Below are 26,142 nucleotides of genomic sequence, written 5' to 3' on the forward strand. Positions count from 1 at the left end.
GTAATTGCTCAGCAGGCTGTCGGCCAATTTAACCAGTTCAGGATCAGGTTTGACTCGTTTGGCGCGCTTGGATTTTGGCTCGGTCATTGGATTTCCTTGGGGTAGGCAGTCTCCTGCCAAATGACCGTTTACACAAAACTAATTACACCCTCCAGGATAATCCAGCGGCCCTTTTGGTACCGAAACTCTGAAGCCTGCCCCAGATCCCCTGTGGGAGCGAGCCTGCTCGCGATTCGCAAGACCAACGCAGCAACCAAGCCAGCCACCAACCTTGTGGCGAGGGGGCTTGCCCCCGTTGGGCTGCGAAGCGGCCCCAAATACTGCAACTCGGGTGCATCAGGAAAACCGAGTTGTGTGGATTTACGACTGCTGCGCAGCCGTACGGGGCGGTTCGGCGCTCCGACAAGCCCCCTCGCCACGGTTTTTTGTTCCGCTCGGTTATTCGGGCTTCAACCGTTTCACCTTTGTATAAAGCAAAGCTGTGAACTCATCCTGATCACTCGAGTGGTGACAACGCCGATGACAGTTCGGGCACAGCGCTACAGCATTGCTCGGGCGGTCTGAGCCTTCCTGTGCCAAATGCTTAACGTGATGAACCTCAAGAAACGGACTGCCCGACTTTTCAAACGGAGCTGGGTTGCCACAGCCCTCGCATTTACCTTCAGCCTGTTGGCGAACCCACGCTCTCACTTCCGGATCACGAACATACGACTTTCCGCTGGACTGAGTTTGCTCTGGTCTCTCAATCCCTTTTGGCTCGACTTTAATCGGTTGTCGCTCAAGCTTTGCAGCTCGCTGCTCCAGTGTCGCTTCGTCGGCTGTCGGGGCAAAGTCTTCAGGAGTTAAAGGACCTGGAGCATTGAGTGCTTCACGAATGCTCTTCGCCACATTGGCGCCGACATTCTTGGCGGGTTTGTAGCCCTCAATGCGGTCACGCCCGAGTTCAACCAACACGGTAGAAATGTTCTGCATCCGAAACTCAACCGAACCTTTGGTCCGACCGGCCAAAGCACCCTCGCGCAGGACGCGATTTTCATGAGCCTTGTTGATCGCCTGACCGTTCTGCTCGCGAGAAAGCATGCTGAGATAGGCATCGACCGCAGCCTGAATCTCTACCTCACTCCAATCACCGTTGCTTTTTTCCGTATCCATACAATCGCCGAGGGTTAAATACCCTCGGACGATACTGAGTGGCCACTACGACTGTCTACGAAAATTCCTACACAAAGAAGAGAGGGTTCTTGCAGGCGGTCCTACAGGCAGGGCACCTAACCCATCGAATGCTTCGACGACTGAAACACCTGCGCAACCTTCCGCCACCAAGACTTAACCACCGGCGTCCGCTTTTGCGTGTGATCGAGCAATAGATAAGGCATGTCCCGCAGCCGAATCCAGCCTTCGTCCCGCCAATGCAGCAGACTCAGCGACATCTCCGGCCAATCCAACAAACTCAACATCGGCCGATCCGAATTACCCGGCTGCTCCGCATCACGTAAGGCCGGCACCACTTGATGAGTGATCCACTCTCGCAGCAACCGATTTCCTGGCGCGTAGTGATACACCAACAGCGCGTACACACCGGACTCGCTGAGCATCAACTGCTTTTCCGGTTGCCGGTAATACTCAATCCACAACGGGCGGTGTTGGTCTTTGTCTAGTTTGTTGACCATGCGCTCACTTAGATGGAAACCCATCAAGCGGCCGATATCGCGGGCGCAGAACCATGGTTGGTTTTCCAGGAGGAGGGCATGGAGGGGGAGGTTGTGTCGGGTAAAGACTGTGGGGATGTATGGATCAAGCATGGTCAGCCTCCTGAGTCGGAAGCATATTTTTAGCAGCGAAGCTGTAGGTGATTTCCTTCAATAAGAAGGGAAAACGCTTAGGCATATCCATTACCTCTACTTGATAGCTTTCTTAGGGCTAAGGCGCCGGGAGTTAAGAAACCCCAAGTAGAAGGCCGGACATATTCCCCTTACGGGTCTTGTATTAGCCCACTCCCGACATAGCAGAGGTTTTTCACGCCCACGAGAAATCCGTAGGCACAAAAAAGCCGCATCTTTCGGGAGCGGTCAGGCCGCTACTTGAGGCGTTTCTTAGGCGCCGGGATAAGGAGGTTAGAGACTCAACATGACGCCGTCAAGCTGCATGGCTAAATTTTGTTTTGCTTATGTGTTGAATAAATATGTAGTAATAAACTAGCCTTGGTAATTTATTTGAGATAAGTATTGGTCCGCGGCTGGCGTAAGACATAGTCGGATTGTAGTAAAAAATGCAGGCCATCTGCGAGTGAAGTAACGACGGGCCAAGTTATTCATCCCTTGTTCCGCAGTATGGCCAGCTTGTCTTTCTTTCTTTTTGTTGTGTTCTATGTTTCTTATGACTCTTAATCTGGATTGAGCTAGTCGATCGCAGTTAAGGTTAAGCATGTCAATGGTGTTTTGGACGAGCGTCTCCATATCAGCATGCTTGTTGTTAGGCCATGCAGGATGCTCTACGCATGCTGTGGTATTCGGAATCAATCGGCCCGTATGCATTTCTATTTTCAGCAAGATGGGGGAGGTGATTATCAATGCGGGATTGATTATCCATCCATCACAGTCTATTGAAAGTTTTCCAGTGGTTATCATTTGATCCTTATATGCATCGCAGCTTAAGTTTTCTTTCGCTGGTTCCATATAGTGATCGGCTGTTGTTACATGGGCATAAGAGCCGCCTGCGCATACAGCAAAGAGATTGCTCCAGTCGAGAGCCCAGTTATGTTCGGGAGTGATGTCAGCCTTTGGGTGGAAATGCTCGACACGGCACATCAAAGGGTTGTTTTCTCTGATATCTATTTCACAAAATGCGCATATTCCTCCTGCATCAGCGATAAGCTGTGATCGGCAGTCATTGTAGGTGTTTTGACCTCCATACATAGCGTCATTCTTCATTTGCTGCCATGTACTTTGTGGTGCATTAGCGCGATATACAGTAAGCGTTGGCGGTTCCGCCTTCCTTAGCACTCGCTTCATTCGCCAAGCTCCCACTTGCGATTGTCAATACGGAGGTCTGCATTCATTAGCTCAGGTTCGTTGCCTTGGTAACGCTGATCTAATATCTGACGTAGCTCTAATGCTCGTTCACTGCTCCATTGGTCGTTGTAAACCAATGTTAAGTATTCGTTTAGTTCTTGTGTTGCCCGGTTGTGCGGGGGACGTACTTCTTGAAGTCCAAGAACCTGCTTGAGTAGGCGTTCTGGTTCTGCCCCTTCGGTACCTGGAGGTGCAGCAAAAATTTTATTGCGTTTAATGATTTTAATGCAGTCGGACGGTACGGTAGTTAAAACCTGCGGGCTGTGACTTGTGACAATGAATTGAATGTTTTTGAAGGCTTTTTGTAGTTGGCTAAGAATGAGTTGTTGCCAGCTTGGGTGTAAGTGCATATCAACTTCGTCAATTAGCACGACTCCGGTGGTTTTAACTGCTGCAAGCTCTTTTAGGTGTGGGTTAAGTTTTATGCAGCGATAGGTGATGTCGCCTACCATTGCAAGTACGCTTCGAATTCCATCGCTAAGTTGGTCGACTTTTAATATCCCTTGTTCTTCGTGGTTGAGGATTAAGGATCTTTCATTGTCGACACTGTATTCAAGTGTGTGCCATCCTGTCGTTTCCTTTAGGAAGATGTCGACTACATCTTGAACGACTTTTATTCGATTCCATGCATCTGATTTTTCTTGGTCGGTGACATGCTGCTGCGCAGACATATTGGTATAGCTTTCCCATGCCCATATAAACCACTCCCGAAAATGCTTGTACGAAGAAGCGGGGTCCATGCAGTTTCGATATGCAAACGTTCTAATGTAAAAATCACTTCCTGTTGTATCGTCTTTTTCGCTTGTCTTTGCTTCGGTTAATTTTTTTTGTGCCCATAGGCGACCGGTACCATAGTAGCCAAATACAGGTAGATCAATGGGGGGTAAATCTGGGTCGCGAATTTGTGCTTGTACGTCTCGCGCCCATCCTCTTAGGATGTTTGTTCCATAACCATCTTTTGTTTTTGTTTTTCTCGCTTCACTTTCACGTATGCGTGTCCAATTTTTTTCACCTAATCCCCAGTCACCTTTTGCGCTAACACAAGAAGGCAGTTGTCGAGCCATATCACGGCCAGTCATTTTGATGAGTCGGATATCTTCAATTGAAATGCTGTTAAGTGGGTCATTAAATGTTGAGGATTTTGCTAGGTCGAAACTGTTGATAAACGGCCACAGTGCGATGCGTATTGCATCTAGTAATGTTGACTTTCCTTGACCGTTTTCTGCAACTAGCACGGTTAATTGAGAACTCAGGTCGAGTTTAAGCTCATGAAAGCAACGGTAGTTTGAAATTTTAAGTTCGCTTAACTTCATGTTTTGCCTCAAACTCTGAATTTATATGATTGCTCTTTAGCATTCTCGCTTGACTTGAAGTGTCGGTTAGCGGTTTGGCTTTTTTTGAAATTGAAGCGTTAGCTTATAGCAGATTTAAAAAAAAGGCTGCCATGGGCAGCCTTTTTTTGAGCGGGATGACGCGGTTGTTAATGTTTCAATCCCAGCTCAAAGCCCCACCAGTCTGATACTCAATAACCCGAGTCTCAAAGAAGTTCTTCTCTTTCTTCAAGTCCATGATCTCGCTCATCCAAGGGAACGGGTTAGTCGTCCCTGGATACTCTTCCTTCAAACCGATCTGCGACAAACGACGGTTAGCGATGAACTTGAGGTAGTCCTCCATCATCGCCGCATTCATGCCCAACACGCCGCGAGGCATGGTGTCACGGGCGTATTCGATCTCCAGTTGAGTACCTTGCAGAATCATCTGCGAAGCTTCTTCCTTCATCTCGGCATCCCACAAGTGTGGGTTTTCGATTTTGATCTGGTTGATCACGTCGATGCCGAAGTTCAGGTGCATGGATTCGTCGCGCAGGATGTATTGGAACTGCTCGGCGACGCCGGTCATTTTGTTGCGGCGGCCCATGGAGAGGATCTGGGTGAAGCCGCAGTAGAAGAAGATGCCTTCCAGAACGCAGTAGTAGGCGATCAGGTTGCGCAGCAGTTCTTTGTCGGTTTCGACGGTGCCGGTTTCGAACTTCGGATCGGAGATCGAGCGGGTGTATTTCAGGCCCCAGGTGGCTTTTTTCGCGACCGATGGGATCTCGTGGTACATGTTGAAGATTTCGCCTTCATCCATGGCCAGCGATTCGATGCAGTACTGGTAGGCGTGGGTGTGGATCGCCTCTTCGAAGGCCTGGCGCAGGATGTACTGGCGGCATTCCGGGTTGGTGATCAGGCGGTACACGGCCAGGACCAGGTTGTTGGCAACCAGGGAGTCGGCGGTGGAGAAGAAGCCGAGGTTGCGCATCACGATGCGGCGCTCGTCGTCGGTCAGGCCTTCCGGGTTTTTCCAGAGGGCGATGTCGGCGGTCATGTTGACTTCTTGCGGCATCCAGTGGTTTGCGCAGCCGTCCAGGTACTTCTGCCAGGCCCAGTCGTACTTGAAAGGTACGAGTTGGTTGAGGTCGGCGCGGCAGTTGATCATGCGCTTTTCGTCAACGGCGACACGGGCGGAGGCGCCTTCGAGTTCGGCGAGGCCTTCGGCGACGTCGAGGGAGTCCAGGGCGGCTTTGGCGCGGGCAACGGCGGCGGAGTCAGCGGCGGTTACGGCACGGGCTTCCAGGGCGGCGGCACCGCCGGCGCTGTCGAGACGGTCCATGTTGGCTTCGGTGGCGTGGCCAGCGTTAGTGCCCTTGACTGCTACTTCCGTGTCTTCTTTGTCGAATTCGTCCCAGCTCAGCATGACGTGTCGTCTCCTGCGTGAGGGCCAGTGTGCCCGTGTGAAATTGGATAGGTCGGTTTTTCACACGGCCTTACTGGCCGCGTTGGATCTAAAGGAATCGTTTTTTGCGGCAGCTATACGCAGGCATCAAACAGAATTTTGTACGGGGTTCCGAGAGCCACTGATGGGCGCAGCAAGCGTTGATTGCTTGTGCGGGGCTTCAGACTGGCTTTTCGTCCCTGTAAGGGAATATTGCAGGCCCGTTTAAGGCCGCATTATAGGGAAGTTTTGCGTGCTGTGGTGCGGCGAAATGGCTCACGGATCGGTCGACGGGGACCGTTTTTCGGTCGGAGTGAGGGTTTATAGGGCTTTGAACGATGTTGGCGGGGGAAGATTTTTTTTCTTAATTTTTTGCCCCGGATTATTTTTGCTCAAGAAATAACCAAAAAAGGCTTTTTTCACTACATCTTGTGTTTCGGTGGGGTTTTCTCAGGCTCCAGACACAACTAAGCCCGACCGAAGTCGGGCTGTGAAGTCACGCTGGCGGATCAGCTTAGGTGAGCGGCACCGACGTGATCAGCGCCATCGGCAGCGAGGCGGGCGGCGCCAGTGTGGTCAGCACCATCGGAAGCGACAGCTGCTTCGCTGGTGTAAGCAGCCGAGCCGGTGCGGTCGTAACCATCGGCGGCGAAGGTGTTGGCAGCCAGGACGGAGAGGGTCAGGGCGAGGATCAGTTGGGTTTTCATGGTCGTTGCTCCAGTTGCGTAAGTGTTGTTTGTCTTGGGTTGCAGTTGATACTGCGCCGACTATTTCGATTAAAAATCGCAAATAAATGCTTAAAGCAATCGATCTGGTCGATCATTAAGGTTCGGCGCTTCATCTGCCTGATCGCGGCGGGTGGGTCGAACCTTATTGGGGGAGGGGTGAAGCAGGAGGTCAGCCGTTAGAGCAACCGTTGCCCATCGCGCTGTAACGCAGGATATGCCGTTGACCGTTGGAGTCTTCGTATTCCATTTTCATCGGCACGACTTCACACACGTTTGGGGCTTCGCTCATGGAGATCACTTTGGCGATGTCCAGATTCATCGAGTAAGTGTATTCCTCGATGGGCGGTTGTTGCTCGGCGACATCAGTCGGGACCTCGCCGGCCATGGCAGTCACGCACACGCTGCTGAGGGCCAGAACCAATAAAGCTTTCATTTAATATTTACCTTTTAGAGGTCGAAAGGGGGCACGCAATCCTTTTGAGATTGCGTGTGGAACTTCAGTACCAGGGTGTTTTGATTAACTGCCTTCGTGGGGGCTGCAACTTGGTTAATCAGGTTGCCTTGTTGGCGTGGCTGATTTTAGGTGTGCGCGCCTCGTCCATATAGCCGTGGATTTGATAAACACTTTTGACAGATCCTGTAACAATCCCCGATCTGTGCGGGTGTCAGCCTTGAAGTGGGTGTCCTTTAGTGCCCCATCGCGAGCAAGCTCGCTCCCACAGGTACCGCGGCGGTAGTGGGTTTGAAGGTTTTTCACGACATTTTGTAGGGGCTTGTTACTACCATCGTCGAATGGTTCTATAGGCTCGGCCCGGCTAAAACAGGGCCATACAAAAACAACTATTCCACCGAGGTAAGAAAGATGAGTGCGGCTTCCCTGTATCCCGTTCGTCCCGAGGTTCTGGCTAACACGCTGACCGACGAGGCGACCTACAAGGCCATGTACCAGCAGTCGGTCGTCAACCCGGACGGCTTCTGGCGCGAGCAAGCCAAGCGCCTCGACTGGATCAAGCCTTTCACCACGGTGAAGCAGACTTCCTTCGACGATCACCATGTCGACATCAAATGGTTCGCCGACGGCACCCTGAACGTTTCCTACAACTGCCTCGACCGCCATCTGGCCGAGCGCGGTGATCAGGTTGCGATCATCTGGGAGGGCGATGACCCTGCCGAAAGCCGCAACATCACCTACCGCGAGCTGCACGAGCAAGTCTGCAAGTTCGCCAACGCCCTGCGTGGTCAGGACGTGCACCGCGGCGACGTGGTGACTATCTATATGCCGATGATCCCCGAAGCCGTGGTCGCCATGCTGGCCTGTACCCGGATCGGCGCGATTCACTCGGTGGTGTTCGGCGGCTTCTCGCCGGAAGCCCTGGCCGGTCGCATCATCGACTGCAAATCCAAAGTGGTGATCACCGCTGACGAAGGTATTCGTGCCGGCAAGAGGATCCCGCTCAAGGCCAACGTCGACGACGCGCTGACCAACCCGGAAACCAGCAGCATCCAGAAAGTCATCGTGTGCAAGCGCACCGGTGGCGACATCAAGTGGAACCAGCATCGCGACATCTGGTTCGAGGACCTGATGAAAGTGGCGGGCACCGTTTGCGCGCCGAAAGAGATGGGCGCCGAAGAAGCGCTGTTCATCCTTTATACCTCCGGCTCCACCGGCAAGCCGAAGGGCGTGCAGCACACCACCGGCGGTTACCTGCTGTACGCAGCCATGACCCACGAGCGCGTGTTCGACTACCGCCCGGGTGAAATCTATTGGTGCACCGCCGACGTCGGCTGGGTCACCGGCCACAGCTATATCGTCTACGGTCCGCTGGCTAACGGCGCGACCACGCTGCTGTTCGAAGGCGTGCCGAACTACCCGGACATCACCCGGGTGGCGAAGATCGTCGACAAGCACAAGGTCAACATCCTCTACACCGCACCGACCGCGATCCGCGCCATGATGGCCTCGGGCACCGCCGCCGTTGAAGGTGCTGATGGCAGCAGCCTGCGCCTGTTGGGTTCGGTGGGCGAGCCGATCAACCCGGAAGCCTGGGACTGGTACTACAAGAATGTCGGCAAGTCCCGTTGCCCGATCGTCGACACCTGGTGGCAGACCGAAACCGGCGGCAACATGATGAGCCCGCTACCGGGTGCTCATGCGCTCAAGCCAGGTTCTGCGGCGCGTCCGTTCTTCGGCGTGGTGCCGGCACTGGTGGACAACCTGGGCAACATCGTCGAAGGCGAGGCCGAGGGCAACCTGGTGATTCTCGATTCGTGGCCAGGCCAGGCGCGTACGCTGTTTGGCGACCATGACCGCTTCGTCGACACCTACTTCAAGACCTTCCGTGGCATGTACTTCACCGGTGACGGCGCCCGTCGCGATGCCGATGGTTACTACTGGATCACCGGTCGCGTGGACGACGTGCTCAACGTGTCCGGCCACCGCATGGGCACCGCCGAGATCGAAAGCGCGATGGTCGCTCACCCGAAAGTCGCCGAAGCGGCTGTGGTCGGTGTGCCGCACGACATCAAGGGGCAGGGCATCTATGTCTATGTCACCCTTAAAAACGGTGAAGAGCCGAACGAGCAGTTGCGCCTGGAACTGAAAAACTGGGTGCGCAAGGAAATCGGCCCGATTGCTTCGCCGGATGTGATCCAGTGGGCGCCGGGGTTGCCGAAGACTCGCTCGGGCAAGATCATGCGCCGGATTCTGCGCAAGATTGCGACGGCTGAATATGATGGGTTGGGTGATATCTCCACCCTGGCTGATCCGAGTGTGGTGCAGCATTTGATTGATACCCACAAGACGATGAATGTCGCGTAAGCGGCGGTTCTGAATCACTGAAAAGCCCCGTCAGGTGTTGAGCCTGGCGGGGCTTTTTTGTGCCTGGGTTTTTGTGTTGGCTGGGCGGGCCTCTTCGCGGGCAAGCCCGCTCCTACAGGGATTTGCGGTGTATAGGCGATCTGAAGCACACCACAAAACCTGTGGGAGCGGGCTTGCCCGCGAAGGCGATCTGTCAGACACCAGTTAAACAACAGCCAATAAATATCGGCTTCAGCCGTAGGACGATTCCTACTGTTACCCGTATTCTTTCAGGTTACTGAATGTGTAACCGCATCACGCCAATACGGGGCATTGGGAAACGCCTGGGCTCAAATCCGTGCCCGAAATGCGCCTCAAAAAAGTAAGCCACTACACTGCGCTTGCCGGATTAGAAGGGTTTGCCAATAATAGGCCCGCAATTTGCAATATAGATCGGTTCAATGTCTTTTGCTCTTGCATGATTTTGCAGGGCTGTCAACGCGCTAAAACGGCTTTCTCGGTGCTTCTGTAATTAGTTGTCGCATTGAAGAAATATCGGCCTCGGGCCTGTCGTTAGAATGCCGATCACTCGCTCGTCGTTGTCTGTGTTGAAATTTCGCACGCGCAATGTAGGACGCAGCACTGCTTTCCGGTTCCACTCACTCGCATATTGGGCTGTTGCTCACTCTGCCGTTTTTGCCCTTTACCGATGGAGTCCCAAGATGAAGAAACTCGTGCTGCTTGGCGCCCTGGCACTGTCCGTGCTGTCCATGCCAACCTTCGCCGATGAAAAACCTCTGAAAATCGGTATCGAGGCGGCTTACCCTCCGTTCGCTTCCAAAGCGCCGGACGGCAGCATCGTTGGTTTCGACTACGACATCGGCAATGCACTGTGTGAAGAAATGAAGGTCAAGTGCGTTTGGGTCGAGCAAGAGTTCGACGGCCTGATCCCGGCACTGAAAGTGCGCAAGATCGACGCGATCCTGTCGTCCATGTCGATCACTGAAGATCGCAAGAAGTCCGTGGACTTCACCAACAAGTACTACAACACCCCGGCTCGCCTGGTCATGAAGGAAGGCACTCAGGTCAGCGAAGGCCTGACCGAGCTCAAGGGCAAGAACATCGGCGTGCAGCGTGGTTCGATCCACGAGCGTTTCGCCCGCGAAGTCCTGGCCCCGCTGGGTGCCGAGATCAAGCCTTACGGTTCGCAGAACGAAATTTACCTCGACGTGGCTGCCGGCCGCCTCGACGGCACCGTGGCAGACGCTACGCTTTTGGATGACGGTTTCCTGAAAACCGACGCCGGTAAAGGTTTCGCCTTCGTCGGCCCTGCGTTCACCGACGTCAAATACTTCGGTGACGGCGTAGGTATCGCGGTTCGCAAGGGCGACAAGGAAGATCTGGACAAGCTCAACAACGCTATCGCGGCCATTCGTGCGAACGGCAAGTACAAGCAAATCCAGGACAAGTACTTCGCCTTCGATATCTACGGCAAGTAACACGTCTCTGCGACAAGTCCGAAATGGCGCAAGCAACAGGATCTCTGAGGTTTGCGCCATTTTTTCATCCCAACTTTCGAGGACCTGAATCATGTTGAAAGGCTACGGGGCTGTCATCCTCGATGGCGCTTGGCTGACGCTTCAGCTCGCCTTGTCGTCCATGGCCATGGCCATCGTTCTGGGCCTGATCGGCGTGGCACTGCGTCTGTCGCCGGTGCGCTGGCTGGCCTGGCTGGGCGACCTGTATTCCACGGTAATCCGCGGTATTCCCGACCTGGTGCTGATCCTGCTGATTTTCTACGGCGGCCAAGACCTGCTCAACCGCGTCGCGCCGCTGCTCGGCTTTGACGAGTACATCGACCTGAACCCGTTGGCGGCCGGTATCGGCACCTTGGGCTTCATCTTCGGTGCGTACCTGTCGGAAACCTTCCGTGGCGCCTTCATGGCGATCCCCAAGGGCCAGGCCGAAGCCGGCATGGCTTACGGCATGAGCAGTGTCCAGGTGTTCTTCCGGGTGTTGGTGCCGCAGATGATTCGTCTGGCGATTCCGGGTTTCACCAACAACTGGCTGGTATTGACCAAGGCTACCGCGCTGATTTCGGTGGTGGGTCTGCAAGACATGATGTTCAAGGCCAAGCAGGCGGCCGATGCCACCCGCGAGCCTTTCACCTTCTTCCTCGCAGTGGCGGCGATGTACCTGGTGATCACCAGTGTGTCGTTGCTGGCATTGCGTCACCTTGAGAAGCGCTACTCGGTAGGCGTAAGGGCGGCTGATCTATGATCTTCGACTACAACGTCATTTGGGAGGCCTTGCCGCTGTACCTCGGCGGCCTGGTGACCACCCTCAAACTGCTCGCGCTGTCGCTGTTCTTCGGCTTGCTGTGCGCATTGCCGCTGGGCTTGATGCGCGTCTCGAAGAACGCGGTCGTCAACATGTCGGCCTGGCTCTTCACCTACGTGATCCGCGGCACGCCGATGCTGGTGCAGCTGTTCTTGATCTACTACGGTCTGGCGCAGTTCGAAGCGGTGCGTGAAAGCTTCCTCTGGCCGTGGCTGTCCAGCGCAACGTTCTGTGCGTGCCTGGCGTTCGCGATCAACACCAGCGCCTACACCGCCGAAATCATCGCCGGCAGCCTGCGCGCCACGCCGAACGGCGAGATCGAAGCGGCCAGGGCCATGGGCATGTCGCGGGTCAAGATGTACAAGCGCATCCTGCTGCCGTCGGCCCTGCGCCGCGCGCTGCCGCAGTACAGCAACGAAGTGATCATGATGCTGCAGACCACCAGTCTGGCGTCCATCGTGACCCTGATCGACATCACCGGTGCCGCGCGCACGGTCAACGCCCAGTTCTACCTGCCGTTCGAGGCGTACATCACCGCCGGCGTGTTCTACCTGTGCCTGACCTTCATCCTGGTGAAACTGTTCAAGATGGCCGAGCGCCGCTGGCTGGGCTACCTGGCCCCGCGCAAGCACTGAATACCACTGACTGACTGTTTTTGTGAGAACCGACAGCATGTACAAACTTGAAGTCCAAGACCTGCATAAACGCTATGGCAGTCACGAAGTGCTCAAGGGCGTGTCCCTGAAAGCGGCAGCCGGCGATGTGATCAGCATCATCGGTTCCAGTGGCTCCGGCAAAAGTACTTTCCTGCGCTGCATCAACCTGCTGGAGCAGCCGCACGCGGGCAAGATCCTGCTCAACAACGAAGAGCTCAAGCTGGTGGCGAACAAGGACGGCGCGCTGAGGGCGGCCGACCCGAAACAGCTGCAACGCATGCGTTCGCGCCTGTCGATGGTGTTCCAGCATTTCAATCTGTGGTCGCACATGACCGCGCTGGAAAACATCATGGAAGCGCCGGTGCATGTACTGGGCATGTCCAAGGCTGAGGCTCGCGAGAAAGCCGAACACTACCTGAACAAGGTGGGCGTGGCTCATCGCAAAGACGCTTACCCTGGCCACATGTCCGGCGGCGAGCAGCAGCGCGTGGCGATTGCTCGTGCGCTGGCGATGGAACCTGAGGTGATGCTGTTCGACGAACCGACCTCGGCCCTCGACCCGGAGCTGGTCGGCGACGTGTTGAAAGTCATGCAGGCCCTGGCCCAGGAAGGCCGGACCATGGTCGTGGTGACCCACGAAATGGGCTTCGCCCGTGAAGTGTCGAACCAGTTGGTGTTCCTGCACAAAGGTGTGGTCGAAGAAAGCGGCAACCCGCGCGAAGTGCTGGTGAACCCGCAATCCGAGCGTCTGCAGCAATTCCTGTCCGGCAGCTTGAAGTAATCGCTCCCGTTACGCACCAAATTAGGCCATGCTGCGCAGCGCGCGCCAGATGGTCTAATTTGGTTGCAGCCGCTTCTGGCTTTTAACACTGTTTTCGCTTCGGATTGCCCACCATGACTGCCCATCGAATTGGTTTCCTGATTTGGCCCAGCACTAAAGCACTGACGCTTGCGCTGGCTGAGGAGGCCTTGCGTGTTGCCCAGCGTGTGCATCCGGACGTGGTTTACGAGTTGTCGTTCCTGCAGGCCGAACCTCCGGCCGAAAGCGCCTGGCGATTGCCGGGTGAAGCGTGGACTGGCAAGCTCGAGAACTTCCAGAAACTGTTCCTGCTCGCAGACGAACCACCGACCGCACTGGCGCCGGCGCTCAGCAGTGCGCTCAAACAACTGGTGCGTTCCGGTTGCGTGATTGGCGGTCTGTCGGCCGGGGTTTACCCGCTGGCACAGCTGGGCTTGCTCGACGGTTATCGCGCGGCCGTGCACTGGCGCTGGCAGGACGATTTCGCCGAGCGCTTTCCGAAGGTCATTGCCACCAGCCACCTGTTCGACTGGGATCGCGATCGCCTGACGGCGTGCGGTGGCATGTCAGTGCTCGACCTTTTGCTGGCGGTGCTGGCCCGCGACCATGGTGCGGAACTGGCCGGTGCGGTGTCCGAAGAACTGGTGGTCGAGCGCATTCGCGAGGGCGGCGAACGCCAGCGCATTCCGTTGCAGAATCGCCTCGGCTCCAGCCATCCGAAGCTCACACAAGCCGTGTTGCTCATGGAAGCCAACATTGAAGAACCGCTGACCACCGACGAAATCGCCCAGCACGTGTGCGTGTCCCGTCGGCAACTGGAGCGCATCTTCAAGCAATACCTCAACCGTGTGCCGAGCCAGTATTACCTGGAACTGCGCCTGAACAAGGCCCGGCAGATGTTGATGCAAACCAGCAAGTCGATCATCCAGATCGGCCTGTCCTGTGGCTTCTCCTCGGGGCCGCACTTCTCCAGCGCCTATCGCAATTTCTTCGGTGCCACGCCGCGGGAAGATCGCAACCAGCGGCGCAGCAGCAGCCCGTTCGAATTGTCATCGGTGCCGCCGGAGCGCGGTTGATCCGCGCCTGATCCCGATCAATCTTCCGGTTCGGACGCCTCGGACGTCGACACCTCCAATTCTGCCCGTTCGATTACTTCCTGAACTCCGAAATCGACGCTAGTCAGCCTGAAGTACTCAAGCAGAATTTGCAGGCTTTCCTCAGAGAACGGATTACCCCGCAGGCTGATGCTTTCGGCGACCTCCAGCGGCAGTTCGAGGAGGTCGGCGGGTATCTGACTGATCGCGTTGCCGCTCAGGTCTACGGTTTCCAGGCTCTTGAGCTGCATCAGTCCGGCGGGTAATTCGCTGAGCCCGCAGTTATCCAGTTGCAGGGTCGCCAGGTCCGTCATCTGGCTGATATCCGGAGCCAGCCCCAGCGGATTGTTTCTCAAGTCGATGAATTCCAGGCGGGCCATCTCGGCCAGGTTCAGGACCGACTGCGGAGTCAGGGTGATGTTGCAGTCGAGGAGATTGAGCGACTTCAAGTTGCTCATCCGGAAGATTGCCTCCGGGATATCGCCCAGCCTGAAGTCGTTGATAACGAGGGTCTTGAGTTTGGGGAAGCGCTCCAGGAACCCTGTGACGCCTGTGGTCAGGCCGCTCTCGCTACTCAGGTAAACCAGGGAAACATGGCTGAAATCTGCGCTCAGTGTCGGCAGGTTACCGGTAATCCGCGTCTCCAGACTCAGGTCATAAGTAGTTGCTTGCAGCGATTCGTTGAAATCATCCAGATCGGTTTCTCGGCGCCAGCAGCGCAGTACGGACTCTCTGAATGCGTCCCGCGTCGAATGTTCGATCAGCAGTTGCTGGGCAGTGAACGGTTGATTGCTGTGAGGGTGGACGGCTGGAATATTGCCGGTCCAGGCCGACAGGTCGTTTTCAAGGGTGGTGAGTTCGGCTTCCAGGCGGGTCAATGCGATTCGCCCCTCGTCCAGTGTGCCGGGTAAAAGGAACACGAATTTGCTGGCATCCTCCTGGTCCAGCATGGGGTACAGCGTTTGCACGCGGTGGATATCTGCTTCTTCGGCAAAGATACCGAAGTCCTGACGGGTTTGCTGGAAGTGCTGTTTGAGGCGTTCACGGGTTGCGCTTGAAAACGGATTGTTGCCCAGGTCGATGCCCTCCTGGGTGCGTTGTTGCAGTGTGAACAGTGCGCTGGGTAGTTCTTTGATCTGGTTGTCATTGAACAGGGCGGTGCGCAGGCGCGGACGAGTCAACAAGTCACTCGGTAGATCAGAGATGCCCGTCTGCGATAAATCGATGTAGTTCAAATCGGGCATGCTGCCGACATCGGGTGTCAGGCCCAAGGGGTTCTTGTACAAGTCCATTGTGGTCAACCGATGCAGTCCCGCGAGCCCGACCTGGCTTTCGGGGCTGAGGGTGATCGCGCAATTGCTCAGGATGAGCTCTTCGAGTTGCAGCGATGGAAGGGTGTCCGGCAAGCGGCCAAGGTTGAAGTCGCGCAGTTTCAGGAAGCGTAGCCCGGTAAAACTGCGCAGAAACTCGTGCATGCCCCGCGTGGCGCTACCGCCATCCATCCTTAGCATTCTGACGCCGCTGAAGTCGGTGCCCAGGGTCGGCAATTGGCCGATGATGGGTTGGAAGAAGTTGAGGTCGACTGTTTCAAGCGCGGTCTCGGGGTGGGTCCATTGCTGTTGCCAACAGTCGGCCAGATGGATAGTGAATTGACGGCGGACCTGCTGTTGCTCCCCGAACTGCTCGGGCGTGATCCTGATTTGCGTGTCCGGAATGAACAGCGGAATTTCATCGCGCCAGGACGAAAGCGTCTCCAGCAGTTGCGCGTTTTGAGTCATCAGCCGACTCAGCTCCGCTCGTGGTCCACTGGGATGCTGCTGCAAGCGTTCGACGAAGGCGTCGAGCTCTTCGGCGGATAGATGGGGAAACAGTGTCTGCGCCCGACTTTGCAAAGTAGGTGTGTTGCGTGGCATTTGACGATACCCGTCACCGCCACCGAGCAAGCGCATGACCTTTGGGTCGTAAGTGGGTTTGAGGTCGGGGTGTTGAGCCAGCAGCGCGCGCAATGCATCACGGCTCAAGGCGTGCTGGCGAATCAGCTGCTTGAGCCGTTCACCTTCACCGATATTCAGATTCAAGGCGGTGCGTTCGCTGTCCGGCATGGCCTGTAGCAGGCAGGTGTAAAGCGAGCCCATGCCGCTGAGTTCTTCACCGTCATGATCGAAGGCCTGATACGAGCCTTCTTCTCTGAGCACCAGCACTTTACGCAGGGGCGCATCAATACGGCCAAGGCTGTCGATCAGCGCGCCTTCATGGGCGTACTGGCGGATTTCCAGTCGTAGCTCTGTCGTCCAGCCCGGCAGTTTTTCCAGGGTGTGCAAGGCCAGCCGGTCAGTGTCGAGGTTGTTTTCGGTCGATGGCAAATCAAGCCCCTCGTAGGCGCGTGTCACGCGCACTTGTAATCTGGCTTCCCGGCTCAGCTCGGCCAGGCGAGGGGCAAGGGTTGAGCTTTTCAGCTGTTGCATTTCCAGATCGCTTGCTGTGTCCACAATCGCTTGTGCAACGCTGCGCGGCAGTCCGGGCTCGGCATCCATCACCACTTGTACGGCTGCGCGAGCGCCACGTTCGAGTCGGCGATAACGCTGATCGAACAGGCTTTGCCGGTTCTGTTCGGCAAGCCGCGCGAGTATCTGGCGCAACCGCTGCGCCCGGTTTTCCAGGCCAGGGGAGGGGTGACCGAATTCTTCACCCATCAGCGTTCTGGCTTCGCTGTCCGACAGGGCCAGGAGAAAGGTTTTCAGCAGGTCGCCGTCGGTGAGGCGGGCGGTATCGATTTGCACGACGGGCACATCGGGCGCCGGGCTTTGCCAAAGGGTTTGCGCATTTTCGTCGATCAGTCGCAGGCCTTTGTTTGCCGGCCAGTAGCCGTTTTCATTGAGCAGTTCCAGCTGTGTCACCGGATCCGCCTTGAGGAAGTGTTCCGGCTGGTCACTGCCGATCTGATCGATAAAGGCTTGTATGTCCTGATCGATCCCGAAGCGTTTGAGTGTGTCGGCCAATAGCGGCGGCACCTGTCCGGCATTTACATGCATCTTGCGCAGGACATCTTCGTGGCTGCCGCTGATGCTGAGGATGCGCCCGCGGGTGCTGGCCGAAAAACGCTGCATGTCCGGGCCGACACGGTGCAATACGGCGGCCTGGTCCCAACTCAACGGCTGGTCGAGTTCGGTTTGCCAGGCACCGCTGCCGTTGTGTCGCAGTTGTGGTTTGTAGGCGTCAGGGCGGGTGGGGTGGTTGATGCGGTACTGGCCGGTTAGCGGATCCTTGCTCACGGCGTAGTGCTTGTTTTCCAGGGACAGCAGGCTTTTGCCCTGATGTGGGTGCAGCCCCAGCTCATCCGGTTTTGCATCCTTGGGTAAAACACCAGGGTGTTCATAGCCGATCAGGTTCGGCTGCCAGTAGCGGGTATCGCCGTTCGGCCGCTTTATCGTATTGAAGCGGTCGATGAATTCAACGATCTCCCGGGGCAATACCGAGCGAAATTCGCCGGCGGCGATCGCACCCCCAGCGGCAAAGGTCCCTAGTTGCACCGCGGACTCCACCACGCCCATCAAGTGCCCGAAGGCTTCGCGACTCTGCCCCTCGGCCCAGTCGACCACGCTTTCGAAGGTTTCGTCGAGCAACTGGTAGGCCATGTAGCCCAGCATCAGTTCACCGAGAAACGGCACGAATGGCAGTGCCACGAACGCGGCGATGTTCAGCAGTGCTGAGGCAATTTCCGTGAAGGAGTCCCACAGCGCCCAGCGGGCTTTCTGGTCGACCGTTGCAGTGGACACCGCGATCACTCGCGCATCGTTGAGGATCTTGTTGAGCTGGCTCTGGTAGAGGTGAGTCCACAGTTCTCCTGTGACAGGCGTTGCCACGATCTGCAGATTCGCACGGGGGTTGGGTAGTTCCCGCCAGGTCGGACGAGAATCGCCTGGCTGGACCGGTTGCCAGGTGATCGGGGCAAGCAGGTGGTTCAACTGTGCGAAAAAGTAACCGCGATCCTCATGGTTAATGAAGCGGCTGAAAAACTGTTGATAGGCGGGGTCGCATAGGCGCCGGCCCAGTTCCTCGGCGAAGGCCGCAGACGAGGGGTATTCCTTGATCGGCTGTTCGGGGTCGCCCGGTATATAAGCCACCACGCGAACCACTTCCCGGGCGCGCTCCAGGTCCGGGGCAAACAGCAGGATGCCGGTCAGGCACGCGTTGAGGATCGTCAGGTCATGACAGCGCCATGGCTGCTTGTGCAGGCGCAGATGTGGCAGGTTGTCGAGCAGGCCGAGAATCAGGCTGTGAGTGCCGCTGCCCAGGAGGTTTTGCATCTGCGCCAGGTGTAATGCAGCGGTGATTGCGGATTTCTGGCTGTCGCGGATTTTCCCTTGCAGCAGCGCCGAGTCCACCGGGTTGCCGATACTCAGATTGTCTTCCAGATAGGTTTTATAGCGCTGGCCAATGTCCAGCTCCCGGCACATGCCGGTAAATACCGTGACAGGCATTTCTTCCAGGATCTGCGGCAAGGTCAGGAATTGCCCGTTGGAAGACGGCGCGGTGATGTACGTCGAGGCAGGCTCGAACGCATCTGCAAGGGTCTCGGCACTTTCGAAGTTGTGCAATGCCGCGTCCAGCAGCGATACCGTCCAGGTGCGCGCAGCGCCGGACTTCAGCCGTAACCACGGCAGGTGATCAGGTAGGTAGAGGCGCAAAAACGTTTCGCGCACATTCAGATCCAGGCCGAAGCGGCGCTTGAGTTCGGCCTTGAGCAGCGGTTCGGCGAAATCCGCGGGGTTCTGCAGGTTGGCCAGCGCCTTGTCGACCTGGTTCTGGCTGGCGACCTGGCGGGCGATCAATCGGGCGAGTTCCGTGTGCTGAGGTTTCGACGCCGCCCGTAGTCCGGCGGGCAGGGCGGGGGTGATGTTGCGTAGCGCCTCGCGTCTGTGGGGCGCCGTCTGACGGAGCCAAGAGGGGATGACATTCTGCAGATGCTGGAAATGAGCGTCCGGCCTGAAAGCGTCGGAAGCAACAGTGGCAGTAGATTCGGTAATCATGGGGTCAGTGGCCGTTGGATTTGAAAGGCCACTAGGAAAACCCGCGAAGCTGGACGCTGTGCGGTACATATTTACCGCACTCGGACCATTGGCAAGCGTTACAACGCAGCAAGCCTGCCGCAAACGCCCGCCTCCAGTTAAACTGCGCCTTTGCGACCCTATATGTCGCATTGCCGTAAACCCGGGAAAATCCGGGGTTTGCGCTATAAGAAGTTGTCGCTTGGCGGCAAGGCCGGGCTGAAAACTGTCCTTACAATCCTCACCAAGCTCGCCAGTTTCAGGCGAGTGTTTTCTCTTCAGGAGACTCCGATGTCCGTTGAGCACGCTGCGGTACAACGCGCCGATTTCGATCAGGTAATGGTTCCCAACTATGCGCCTGCCGCATTCATTCCTGTGCGTGGCGCCGGTTCCCGCGTTTGGGACCAGTCCGGCCGCGAGCTGATCGACTTCGCGGGCGGGATTGCCGTCAACGTCTTGGGTCACGCACATCCGGCGCTGGTCGGTGCCTTGACCGAGCAGGCGAACAAGCTGTGGCACGTGTCCAACGTGTTCACCAATGAGCCGGCCCTGCGCCTGGCCCACAAGTTGGTCGACGCCACCTTTGCCGACCGCGCCTTCTTCTGCAACTCCGGCGCCGAAGCCAACGAGGCCGCCTTCAAGCTGGCCCGTCGTGTCGGTTTCGACCGTTTCGGCAGCGAGAAGTACGAGATCATCGCCGCGCTCAACAGCTTCCACGGCCGTACCCTGTTCACCGTGAACGTCGGTGGCCAGTCGAAGTACTCCGACGGTTTCGGCCCGAAAATCACCGGCATCACCCACGTGCCGTACAACGATCTGGCTGCGCTGAAAGCCGCCATTTCCGACAAGACTTGCGCCGTGGTACTGGAACCGATCCAGGGCGAAAGCGGTGTGATCCCGGCTGAACTGGAATACCTGCAAGGTGCCCGCGAGCTCTGCACCGCGCACAACGCGCTGCTGATCTTCGACGAAGTGCAGACCGGCATGGGCCGTACCGGCCATCTGTTCGCCTACCAGCATTACGGCGTGACCCCGGACATCCTGACCAGCGCCAAGAGCCTGGGCGGTGGTTTCCCGATCGCGGCGATGCTGACCACCGAAGACCTGGCCAAGCACCTGGTCGTCGGCACCCACGGCACCACTTACGGCGGCAACCCGCTGGCGTGCGCTGTCGCGGAAGCCGTGATCGACGTGGTCAACACCCCTGAGGTGCTGGCCGGTGTCAACGCCAAGCACGACAAGTTCAAGGCCCGCCTTGAGCAGATCGGCGAGAAGTACGGCCTGTTCACCAAGGTTCGTGGCATGGGCCTGTTGATCGGTTGCGTCTTGAGCGATGCCTGGAAAGGCAAGGCCAAGGACATCTTCAACGCCGCTGAGCAAGAAGGCCTGATGGTCCTGCAAGCCGGCCCGGACGTGGTGCGTTTCGCCCCGAGCCTGGTGGTGGAAGACGCCGATATCGATGCCGGTCTCGACCGCTTCGAACGTGCCGCAGCAAAACTGACGCAAGCCTGATAGATCCTTCGATGCCTGACCTTTCAGGCGTCGAACCCAATTTTGATGCCGGTCCCGCTTTTCTGTAGGAGCGAGCCTGCTCGCGATGGTGTGTCAGTCGACATCTTTGTTGCTGACCCACCATCGCGAGCAGGCTCGCTCCTACCAAGGTCTTCAAAAGGCAGGGCTGGCTTATTTTCCTCAAAGAGTTTTTCGAAAAAGGAGTGACACCATGCTGGTGATGCGCCCTGCGCAAATGGCTGATCTGGGCGAGGTACAGCGTCTGGCTGCGGACAGTCCGATTGGTGTCACTTCCTTGCCGGATGATGTTGAACGCCTGAGCGACAAGATCGCCGCAAGCGAAGCCTCGTTCGCCGCCGAAGTGAGTTTCAATGGTGAGGAAAGCTATTTCTTCGTCCTCGAAGACTCTGTCACCGGCAAGCTGGTCGGTTGCTCGGCCATCGTGGCGTCGGCCGGTTATTCCGAGCCGTTCTACAGCTTCCGCAACGAAACCTTCGTGCACGCTTCCCGCGAGCTGAAGATTCACAACAAGATCCACGTGCTCTCGCAGTGCCATGACCTGACCGGCAACAGCTTGCTGACCAGCTTCTATGTGCAGCGCGAGCTGGTGGGTTCGCCGTGGTCGGAGCTCAACTCCCGTGGCCGTTTGCTGTTCGTGGCCAGCCATCCGGAGCGTTTTGCCGATTCCGTGGTGACCGAGATCGTCGGTTACAGCGATGAAAACGGCGACTCGCCATTCTGGGATGCCATCGGTCGCAACTTCTTCGACCTCAACTACGCCGATGCCGAGCGTCTGTGCGGGCTGAAAAGCCGTACGTTCCTCGCCGAACTGATGCCGCATTACCCGATCTACGTGCCACTGTTGCCGGACTCCGCTCAAGAAGCCATGGGCCAAGTGCATCCACGGGCGCAGATCACCTTCGACATCCTGATGCGCGAAGGTTTCGAGACCGATCACTACATCGACATCTTCGACGGCGGCCCGACCTTGCACGCCCGTGTCTCGGGGATCCGTTCGATCGCCCAGAGCCGTGTGGTGCCGGTGAAGATCGGCGAACCGGTCAAGGGTGTCGGTCGCCAGTATCTGGTGGCCAATGCCCAGTTGCAGGACTACCGCGCTGTGATGCTCGAGCTCGATTACGCGCCAGGCAAACCGGTAACCCTGGACCTGGAAGCGGCCGAAGCCCTGGGCGTCGGCGAGGGTGCCAGCGTGCGCCTGGTCGCGGTTTAACGTCGCAATTGATGCCTAGAAAGCAGCGAAGTTTCACGGGTGGCGCAGGCGGCCCGTTTGAGGAGATAGCATGATCGTTCGTCCCGTACGCAGCAGCGATTTACCCGCTCTGATCGACCTGGCCCGCAGCACCGGCACTGGCCTGACCACCTTGCCGGCCAACGAAGAGCGGCTGGCCCATCGGGTCGGCTGGGCCGAGAAGACCTTTCGCGGCGAAGCCGGGCGGGGCGACGCGGACTACCTGTTCGTGCTCGAAGATGACGACGGTCGCGTGGTGGGTATTTCCGCCATTGCCGGCGCCGTCGGTCTGCGTGAGCCCTGGTACAACTTCCGGGTCGGTCTGACGGTCAGCGCTTCGCAAGAGCTGAACATCTATCGCGAAATCCCGACGCTGTTCCTGGCCAACGACCTGACCGGCAACTCCGAGCTGTGCTCGCTGTTCCTGCACGCCGATTACCGTACTGGCCTCAACGGCCGCATGCTGTCCAAGGCGCGGATGCTGTTCATCGCCGAGTTCCCGCAAATGTTCGGCAACAAGATCATTGCCGAAATGCGCGGTGTGTCCGACGAAGCCGGGCGTTCGCCGTTCTGGGAAAGCCTGGGTCGGCACTTCTTCAAGATGGAATTCAGCCAGGCGGACTACCTGACCGGCGTTGGCAACAAGGCATTCATCGCCGAACTGATGCCGAAATTCCCGCTGTACACCTGCTTCCTGTCGCCGGATGCGCGCAACGTGATCGGTCATGTTCACCCGGACACCGAGCCAGCGTTGGCCATGCTCAAGAGCGAAGGTTTCAGCTACCAGGGCTACGTCGATATCTTCGACGCGGGCCCTGCGATCGAGTGCGAAACCGGCAAGATTCGCGCCGTACGCGATAGCCAGGCGCTGGTGCTGGCCATCGGCACACCGGGTGACGACGCCACGCCATTCATCATCCACAACCGCAAGCGCGAGGACTGCCGGATCACTGCTGCGCCAGCACGTTTGGCCGCCGGCACCCTGGTGGTCGATCCGCAGACCGCCAAACGTCTTCAACTCAACGCGGGCGACCAAGTGCGCGCCGTGGCGTTGTCCGCAGCTCGGGAGTCGAAATAATGAAGTCGCTTTACATCGCAGGTGAATGGCTGGCAGGTGGGGGCGAAGCCTTCGAGTCGCTGAACCCGGTGACCCAGCAAGTGCTGTGGTCCGGCGCCGGTGCCACTGCCGCTCAAGTCGAGTCGGCTGTGCAAGCTGCGCGTCAGGCGTTCCCGGGCTGGGCGCGGCGTACCCTGGAAGAGCGTATTTCGGTTCTGGAAGCCTTTGCCGCCGCGCTGAAGAATCACGCTGACGAACTGGCCCGCACCATCGGTGAAGAGACCGGTAAACCCCTGTGGGAAGCGGCGACCGAAGTCACCAGCATGGTCAACAAGATCGCGATCTCGGTGCAAAGCTACCGCGAGCGTACCGGCGAGAAGAGCGGCCCGCTGGGCGACGCCACCGCTGTGCTGCGCCACAAGCCTCACGGTGTGGTGGCGGTATTTGGTCCTTACAACTTCCCGGGTCACCTACCGAACGGACACATCGTGCCGGCACTGTTGGCCGGTAACAGCGTGCTGTTCAAGCCAAGCGAACTGACACCGAAAGTCGCCGAGCTGACGGTCAAGTGCTGGATCGAAGCTGGCCTGCCGGCCGGCGTATTGAACCTGCTGCAAGGCGCTCGCGAAACCGGTATCGCCCTGGCGGCGAACCCGGGCATCGACGGGCTGTTCTTCACCGGTTCCAGCCGCACCGGTAATCACCTGCACCAGCAATTCGCCGGTCGTCCGGACAAGATTCTGGCGCTGGAAATGGGCGGTAATAACCCGCTGGTGGTCGATCAGGTCGCTGACCTCGATGCCGCGGTGTACACCATCATTCAGTCGGCGTTCATTTCTGCCGGCCAGCGTTGCACCTGTGCCCGTCGCTTGCTGGTGCCGCAAGGTGCTTGGGGCGACACGTTGTTGGCGCGCCTGGTGGCGGTCAGCGCGACTATCGAAGTCGGTGCCTTCGATCAGCAACCGGCGCCGTTCATGGGGTCGGTGGTTTCCCTTGGCGCTGCGAAAGCGTTGATGGATGCGCAAGAACATCTGCTGGCCAATGGCGCCGTGGCGCTGCTGGAAATGACTCAGCCTCAGGCTCAATCGGCCTTGCTGACCCCGGGCATCCTGGACGTGAGCGCCGTTGCCGATCGTCCTGACGAAGAGCTGTTCGGCCCGTTGCTGCAGGTGATCCGCTACGCTGATTTTGAAGCGGCGATCGCTGAAGCCAACGACACTGCCTACGGCCTGGCCGCCGGTCTGCTGTCGGACTCCGAAGCGCGCTACCAGCAGTTCTGGCTGGAAAGCCGTGCCGGTATCGTCAACTGGAACAAGCAGCTGACCGGTGCCGCGAGCAGCGCGCCATTCGGCGGCGTCGGCGCCTCGGGCAACCACCGCGCCAGCGCCTACTACGCGGCGGATTATTGCGCGTACCCGGTGGCCTCGCTGGAGACGCCGAGCCTGGTGATGCCTGCCGCCCTGACGCCTGGCGTGAAGATGGCGTGATGCCCAATCGCGAGCAGGCTCGCTCCTACAGGTTCGATGGTGGACACACATTTTGTGTGCGACACAAATCCTGTAGGAGTGAGCCTGCTCGCGATGGCCGCTACGCGGTCTCAAAGAACAGTTACTGAAGCCTATAACAACAGATTCTCGTGGAGCCTCGCTGATGAAATCCTATGAAGTCAATTTTGACGGTCTAGTGGGGCCGACCCATAACTACGGCGGCCTGTCCTACGGCAACGTCGCGTCCCAGAGCAACAGCCAGCAGTCTTCCAACCCCAAGGAAGCGGCGCTGCAAGGCCTGGCAAAGATGAAAGCGCTGATGGAAATGGGTTTCCAGCAAGGCGTACTGGCACCGCAAGAGCGCCCGGATGTGGCCGCACTGCGTCGCCTTGGCTTTGGCGGCACCGACGCTCAAGTGATCGAGCGCGCTGCCAAAGACGCGATGCCGCTGCTGGTGGCCAGTTGCTCGGCCTCAAGCATGTGGGTGGCCAACGCCGCCACCGTCAGCCCGAGCGCCGACACCGCTGATGGCCGCGTGCATTTCACCGCCGCCAACCTCAACTGCAAATATCACCGCAGCATCGAACACCCGACCACCAGCCGCGTGCTGGGGGCGATGTTCGCTGACCAGAAACACTTCGCCCACCACGCCGCCTTGCCGGCCGTGGCGCAGTTCGGTGACGAAGGCGCTGCCAACCACACGCGTTTCTGCCGTGAATACGGCGAAGCCGGTGTCGAGTTCTTCGTATTCGGCCGCAGCGCGTTCGACACCCGCTACCCGGCACCGCAGAAGTACCCGGCGCGCCAGACCCTCGAAGCGTCCCAGGCCGTTGCCCGTTTGCACGGCTTGAGCGATGACGGCGTGGTCTACGCGCAGCAGAATCCGTCGGTGATCGACCAGGGTGTGTTCCACAACGACGTGATCGCCGTGGGTAATGGCGAAGTGCTGTTCTATCACGAGGACGCGTTCCTCGACACCGAACAGATGCTCGCTGAACTGCAGAGCAAACTCGCCAAAGTCGGTGGGAAATTTCAGTCAGTCTGCGTACCGCGTTCCGCAGTAAGCGTGGAAGATGCCGTTCGTTCCTACCTGTTCAATAGCCAACTGCTGTCGCGTCCTGATGGCTCCATGCTGTTGATCGTGCCGGAAGAATGCCGTGGCAACGAGCGTGTCTGGCAATACTTGCAGGGTTTGACCAGCTCCGGCGGCCTGATCCGCGAAGTGAAAGTCTTCGATCTCAAGCAGAGCATGCAGAACGGCGGTGGCCCGGCTTGCCTGCGGTTGCGCGTCGCACTCAACGAAACCGAACTGGCGGCCGTCAACCCAGGGGTTATCATGACGGCACCGTTGTACGGCACACTGACCGAATGGGTCGAGAAGCACTACCGCGACCGCATGACCGAAAACGATCTGGCGGACCCGCAATTGCTGCTTGAGTGCCGGACGGCACTGGATGAACTGACGCAAATCCTTAAACTGGGCGCGGTTTATCCATTCCAGATCAATTGATCGACGGCGCGCTGCCTTCTACGGCAGCGCGCTGCTTCAT

18 protein-coding genes and 1 pseudogene are annotated in these 26,142 nt (G+C 57.7%); 11 read left to right on the forward strand and 8 right to left on the reverse strand.

Features of this window, described 5'->3' with window-relative positions:
* Positions 1 to 438: 438 nt before the first annotated feature.
* The 7 genes and pseudogenes from KGB07_RS00875 to KGB07_RS00905 all read right to left on the reverse strand — a co-directional run bounded on the left by KGB07_RS00875 (position 439) and on the right by KGB07_RS00905 (position 6,986).
* The gene (locus KGB07_RS00875) at positions 439 to 1,152 is read right to left on the reverse strand and encodes an HNH endonuclease (protein ID WP_223464183.1); all 714 of its coding nucleotides are present in this window, start codon (positions 1,150 to 1,152) and stop codon (positions 439 to 441) included.
* A 116-nt stretch (positions 1,153 to 1,268) separates the two neighbouring features.
* The gene (locus KGB07_RS00880) at positions 1,269 to 1,802 is read right to left on the reverse strand and encodes a Bro-N domain-containing protein (protein WP_223464184.1); all 534 of its coding nucleotides are present in this window, start codon (positions 1,800 to 1,802) and stop codon (positions 1,269 to 1,271) included.
* 393 nt (positions 1,803 to 2,195) lie between these two features.
* A complete protein-coding gene (locus KGB07_RS00885) occupies positions 2,196 to 3,011 on the reverse strand; it encodes a retron system putative HNH endonuclease (RefSeq protein WP_223464186.1) in 816 nt (271 codons plus the stop codon).
* The gene (locus KGB07_RS00890) at positions 3,008 to 4,384 is read right to left on the reverse strand and encodes an AAA family ATPase (RefSeq protein ID WP_052960572.1); all 1,377 of its coding nucleotides are present in this window, start codon (positions 4,382 to 4,384) and stop codon (positions 3,008 to 3,010) included. The genes KGB07_RS00885 and KGB07_RS00890 overlap by 4 nt, the downstream gene beginning before the upstream one ends.
* A 175-nt stretch (positions 4,385 to 4,559) precedes the next feature.
* Positions 4,560 to 5,807 carry a ribonucleotide-diphosphate reductase subunit beta gene (locus KGB07_RS00895; RefSeq protein WP_046042310.1) on the reverse strand — a complete coding sequence of 416 codons (1,248 nt, stop codon included), beginning with the start codon at positions 5,805 to 5,807 and terminating at the stop codon, positions 4,560 to 4,562.
* Positions 5,808 to 6,337: 530 nt separating this feature from the next.
* A pseudogene (locus KGB07_RS00900) lies at positions 6,338 to 6,532 on the reverse strand (hypothetical protein); the annotation flags it as partial.
* A 190-nt stretch (positions 6,533 to 6,722) separates the two neighbouring features.
* Positions 6,723 to 6,986 carry a DUF2790 domain-containing protein gene (locus KGB07_RS00905; RefSeq protein WP_223464188.1) on the reverse strand — a complete coding sequence of 88 codons (264 nt, stop codon included), beginning with the start codon at positions 6,984 to 6,986 and terminating at the stop codon, positions 6,723 to 6,725.
* Between the two features lie 429 nt (positions 6,987 to 7,415).
* Between KGB07_RS00905 and acs the strand changes: the two genes are divergently transcribed.
* From acs to argR, 6 genes are all read left to right on the forward strand, one after another.
* Complete coding sequence (acs, locus tag KGB07_RS00910) at positions 7,416 to 9,371, forward strand: acetate--CoA ligase (RefSeq protein ID WP_046042313.1); 1,956 nt, start codon at positions 7,416 to 7,418, stop codon at positions 9,369 to 9,371.
* A gap of 701 nt (positions 9,372 to 10,072) precedes the next feature.
* Entirely contained in the window at positions 10,073 to 10,849 is a 777-nt protein-coding gene (locus KGB07_RS00915) for an ABC transporter substrate-binding protein (RefSeq protein WP_046042314.1), read from the forward strand.
* Positions 10,850 to 10,940: 91 nt separating this feature from the next.
* Positions 10,941 to 11,630, forward strand: a complete 690-nt coding sequence (locus tag KGB07_RS00920) for an ABC transporter permease (protein ID WP_046042315.1) — start codon at positions 10,941 to 10,943, stop codon at positions 11,628 to 11,630.
* The gene (locus KGB07_RS00925) at positions 11,627 to 12,325 is read left to right on the forward strand and encodes an ABC transporter permease (protein WP_046042316.1); all 699 of its coding nucleotides are present in this window, start codon (positions 11,627 to 11,629) and stop codon (positions 12,323 to 12,325) included. Before KGB07_RS00920 ends, KGB07_RS00925 begins: the two co-directional genes overlap by 4 nt.
* A 37-nt stretch (positions 12,326 to 12,362) precedes the next feature.
* Positions 12,363 to 13,127, forward strand: coding sequence for an ABC transporter ATP-binding protein (locus KGB07_RS00930; protein ID WP_223464190.1), 765 nt, complete (start codon positions 12,363 to 12,365; stop codon positions 13,125 to 13,127).
* Positions 13,128 to 13,240: 113 nt separating this feature from the next.
* Positions 13,241 to 14,221 carry a transcriptional regulator ArgR gene (argR, locus tag KGB07_RS00935; protein ID WP_223464192.1) on the forward strand — a complete coding sequence of 327 codons (981 nt, stop codon included), beginning with the start codon at positions 13,241 to 13,243 and terminating at the stop codon, positions 14,219 to 14,221.
* A gap of 17 nt (positions 14,222 to 14,238) precedes the next feature.
* Here argR and KGB07_RS00940 read toward each other — a convergent pair whose 3' ends face one another.
* Positions 14,239 to 19,071 (reverse strand): dermonecrotic toxin domain-containing protein, encoded by a 4,833-nt coding sequence (locus KGB07_RS00940; RefSeq protein ID WP_411741518.1) that lies wholly within the window; start codon positions 19,069 to 19,071, stop codon positions 14,239 to 14,241.
* A 507-nt stretch (positions 19,072 to 19,578) separates the two neighbouring features.
* Here KGB07_RS00940 and KGB07_RS00945 point away from each other — a divergent pair.
* The 5 genes from KGB07_RS00945 to astB all read left to right on the forward strand — a co-directional run bounded on the left by KGB07_RS00945 (position 19,579) and on the right by astB (position 26,102).
* On the forward strand, positions 19,579 to 20,799 hold the full coding sequence (locus KGB07_RS00945; RefSeq protein WP_046042321.1) for an aspartate aminotransferase family protein: 1,221 nt from the start codon (positions 19,579 to 19,581) through the stop codon (positions 20,797 to 20,799).
* A gap of 211 nt (positions 20,800 to 21,010) precedes the next feature.
* Positions 21,011 to 22,030 (forward strand): arginine/ornithine succinyltransferase subunit alpha, encoded by a 1,020-nt coding sequence (gene aruF, locus KGB07_RS00950; RefSeq protein WP_223464196.1) that lies wholly within the window; start codon positions 21,011 to 21,013, stop codon positions 22,028 to 22,030.
* 70 nt (positions 22,031 to 22,100) lie between these two features.
* On the forward strand, positions 22,101 to 23,126 hold the full coding sequence (gene astA, locus KGB07_RS00955) for an arginine N-succinyltransferase (protein ID WP_223464197.1): 1,026 nt from the start codon (positions 22,101 to 22,103) through the stop codon (positions 23,124 to 23,126).
* The gene (astD, locus tag KGB07_RS00960; protein ID WP_223464277.1) at positions 23,123 to 24,592 is read left to right on the forward strand and encodes a succinylglutamate-semialdehyde dehydrogenase; all 1,470 of its coding nucleotides are present in this window, start codon (positions 23,123 to 23,125) and stop codon (positions 24,590 to 24,592) included. Before astA ends, astD begins: the two co-directional genes overlap by 4 nt.
* Before the next feature lie 163 nt (positions 24,593 to 24,755).
* Entirely contained in the window at positions 24,756 to 26,102 is a 1,347-nt protein-coding gene (astB, locus tag KGB07_RS00965; RefSeq protein WP_223464198.1) for an N-succinylarginine dihydrolase, read from the forward strand.
* The last annotated feature ends 40 nt before the right edge of the window (positions 26,103 to 26,142 follow it).

This window comes from Pseudomonas sp. GL-RE-26 (genome assembly GCF_019956275.1).
Classification (GTDB): Bacteria; Pseudomonadota; Gammaproteobacteria; order Pseudomonadales; family Pseudomonadaceae; genus Aquipseudomonas; species Aquipseudomonas grandcourensis.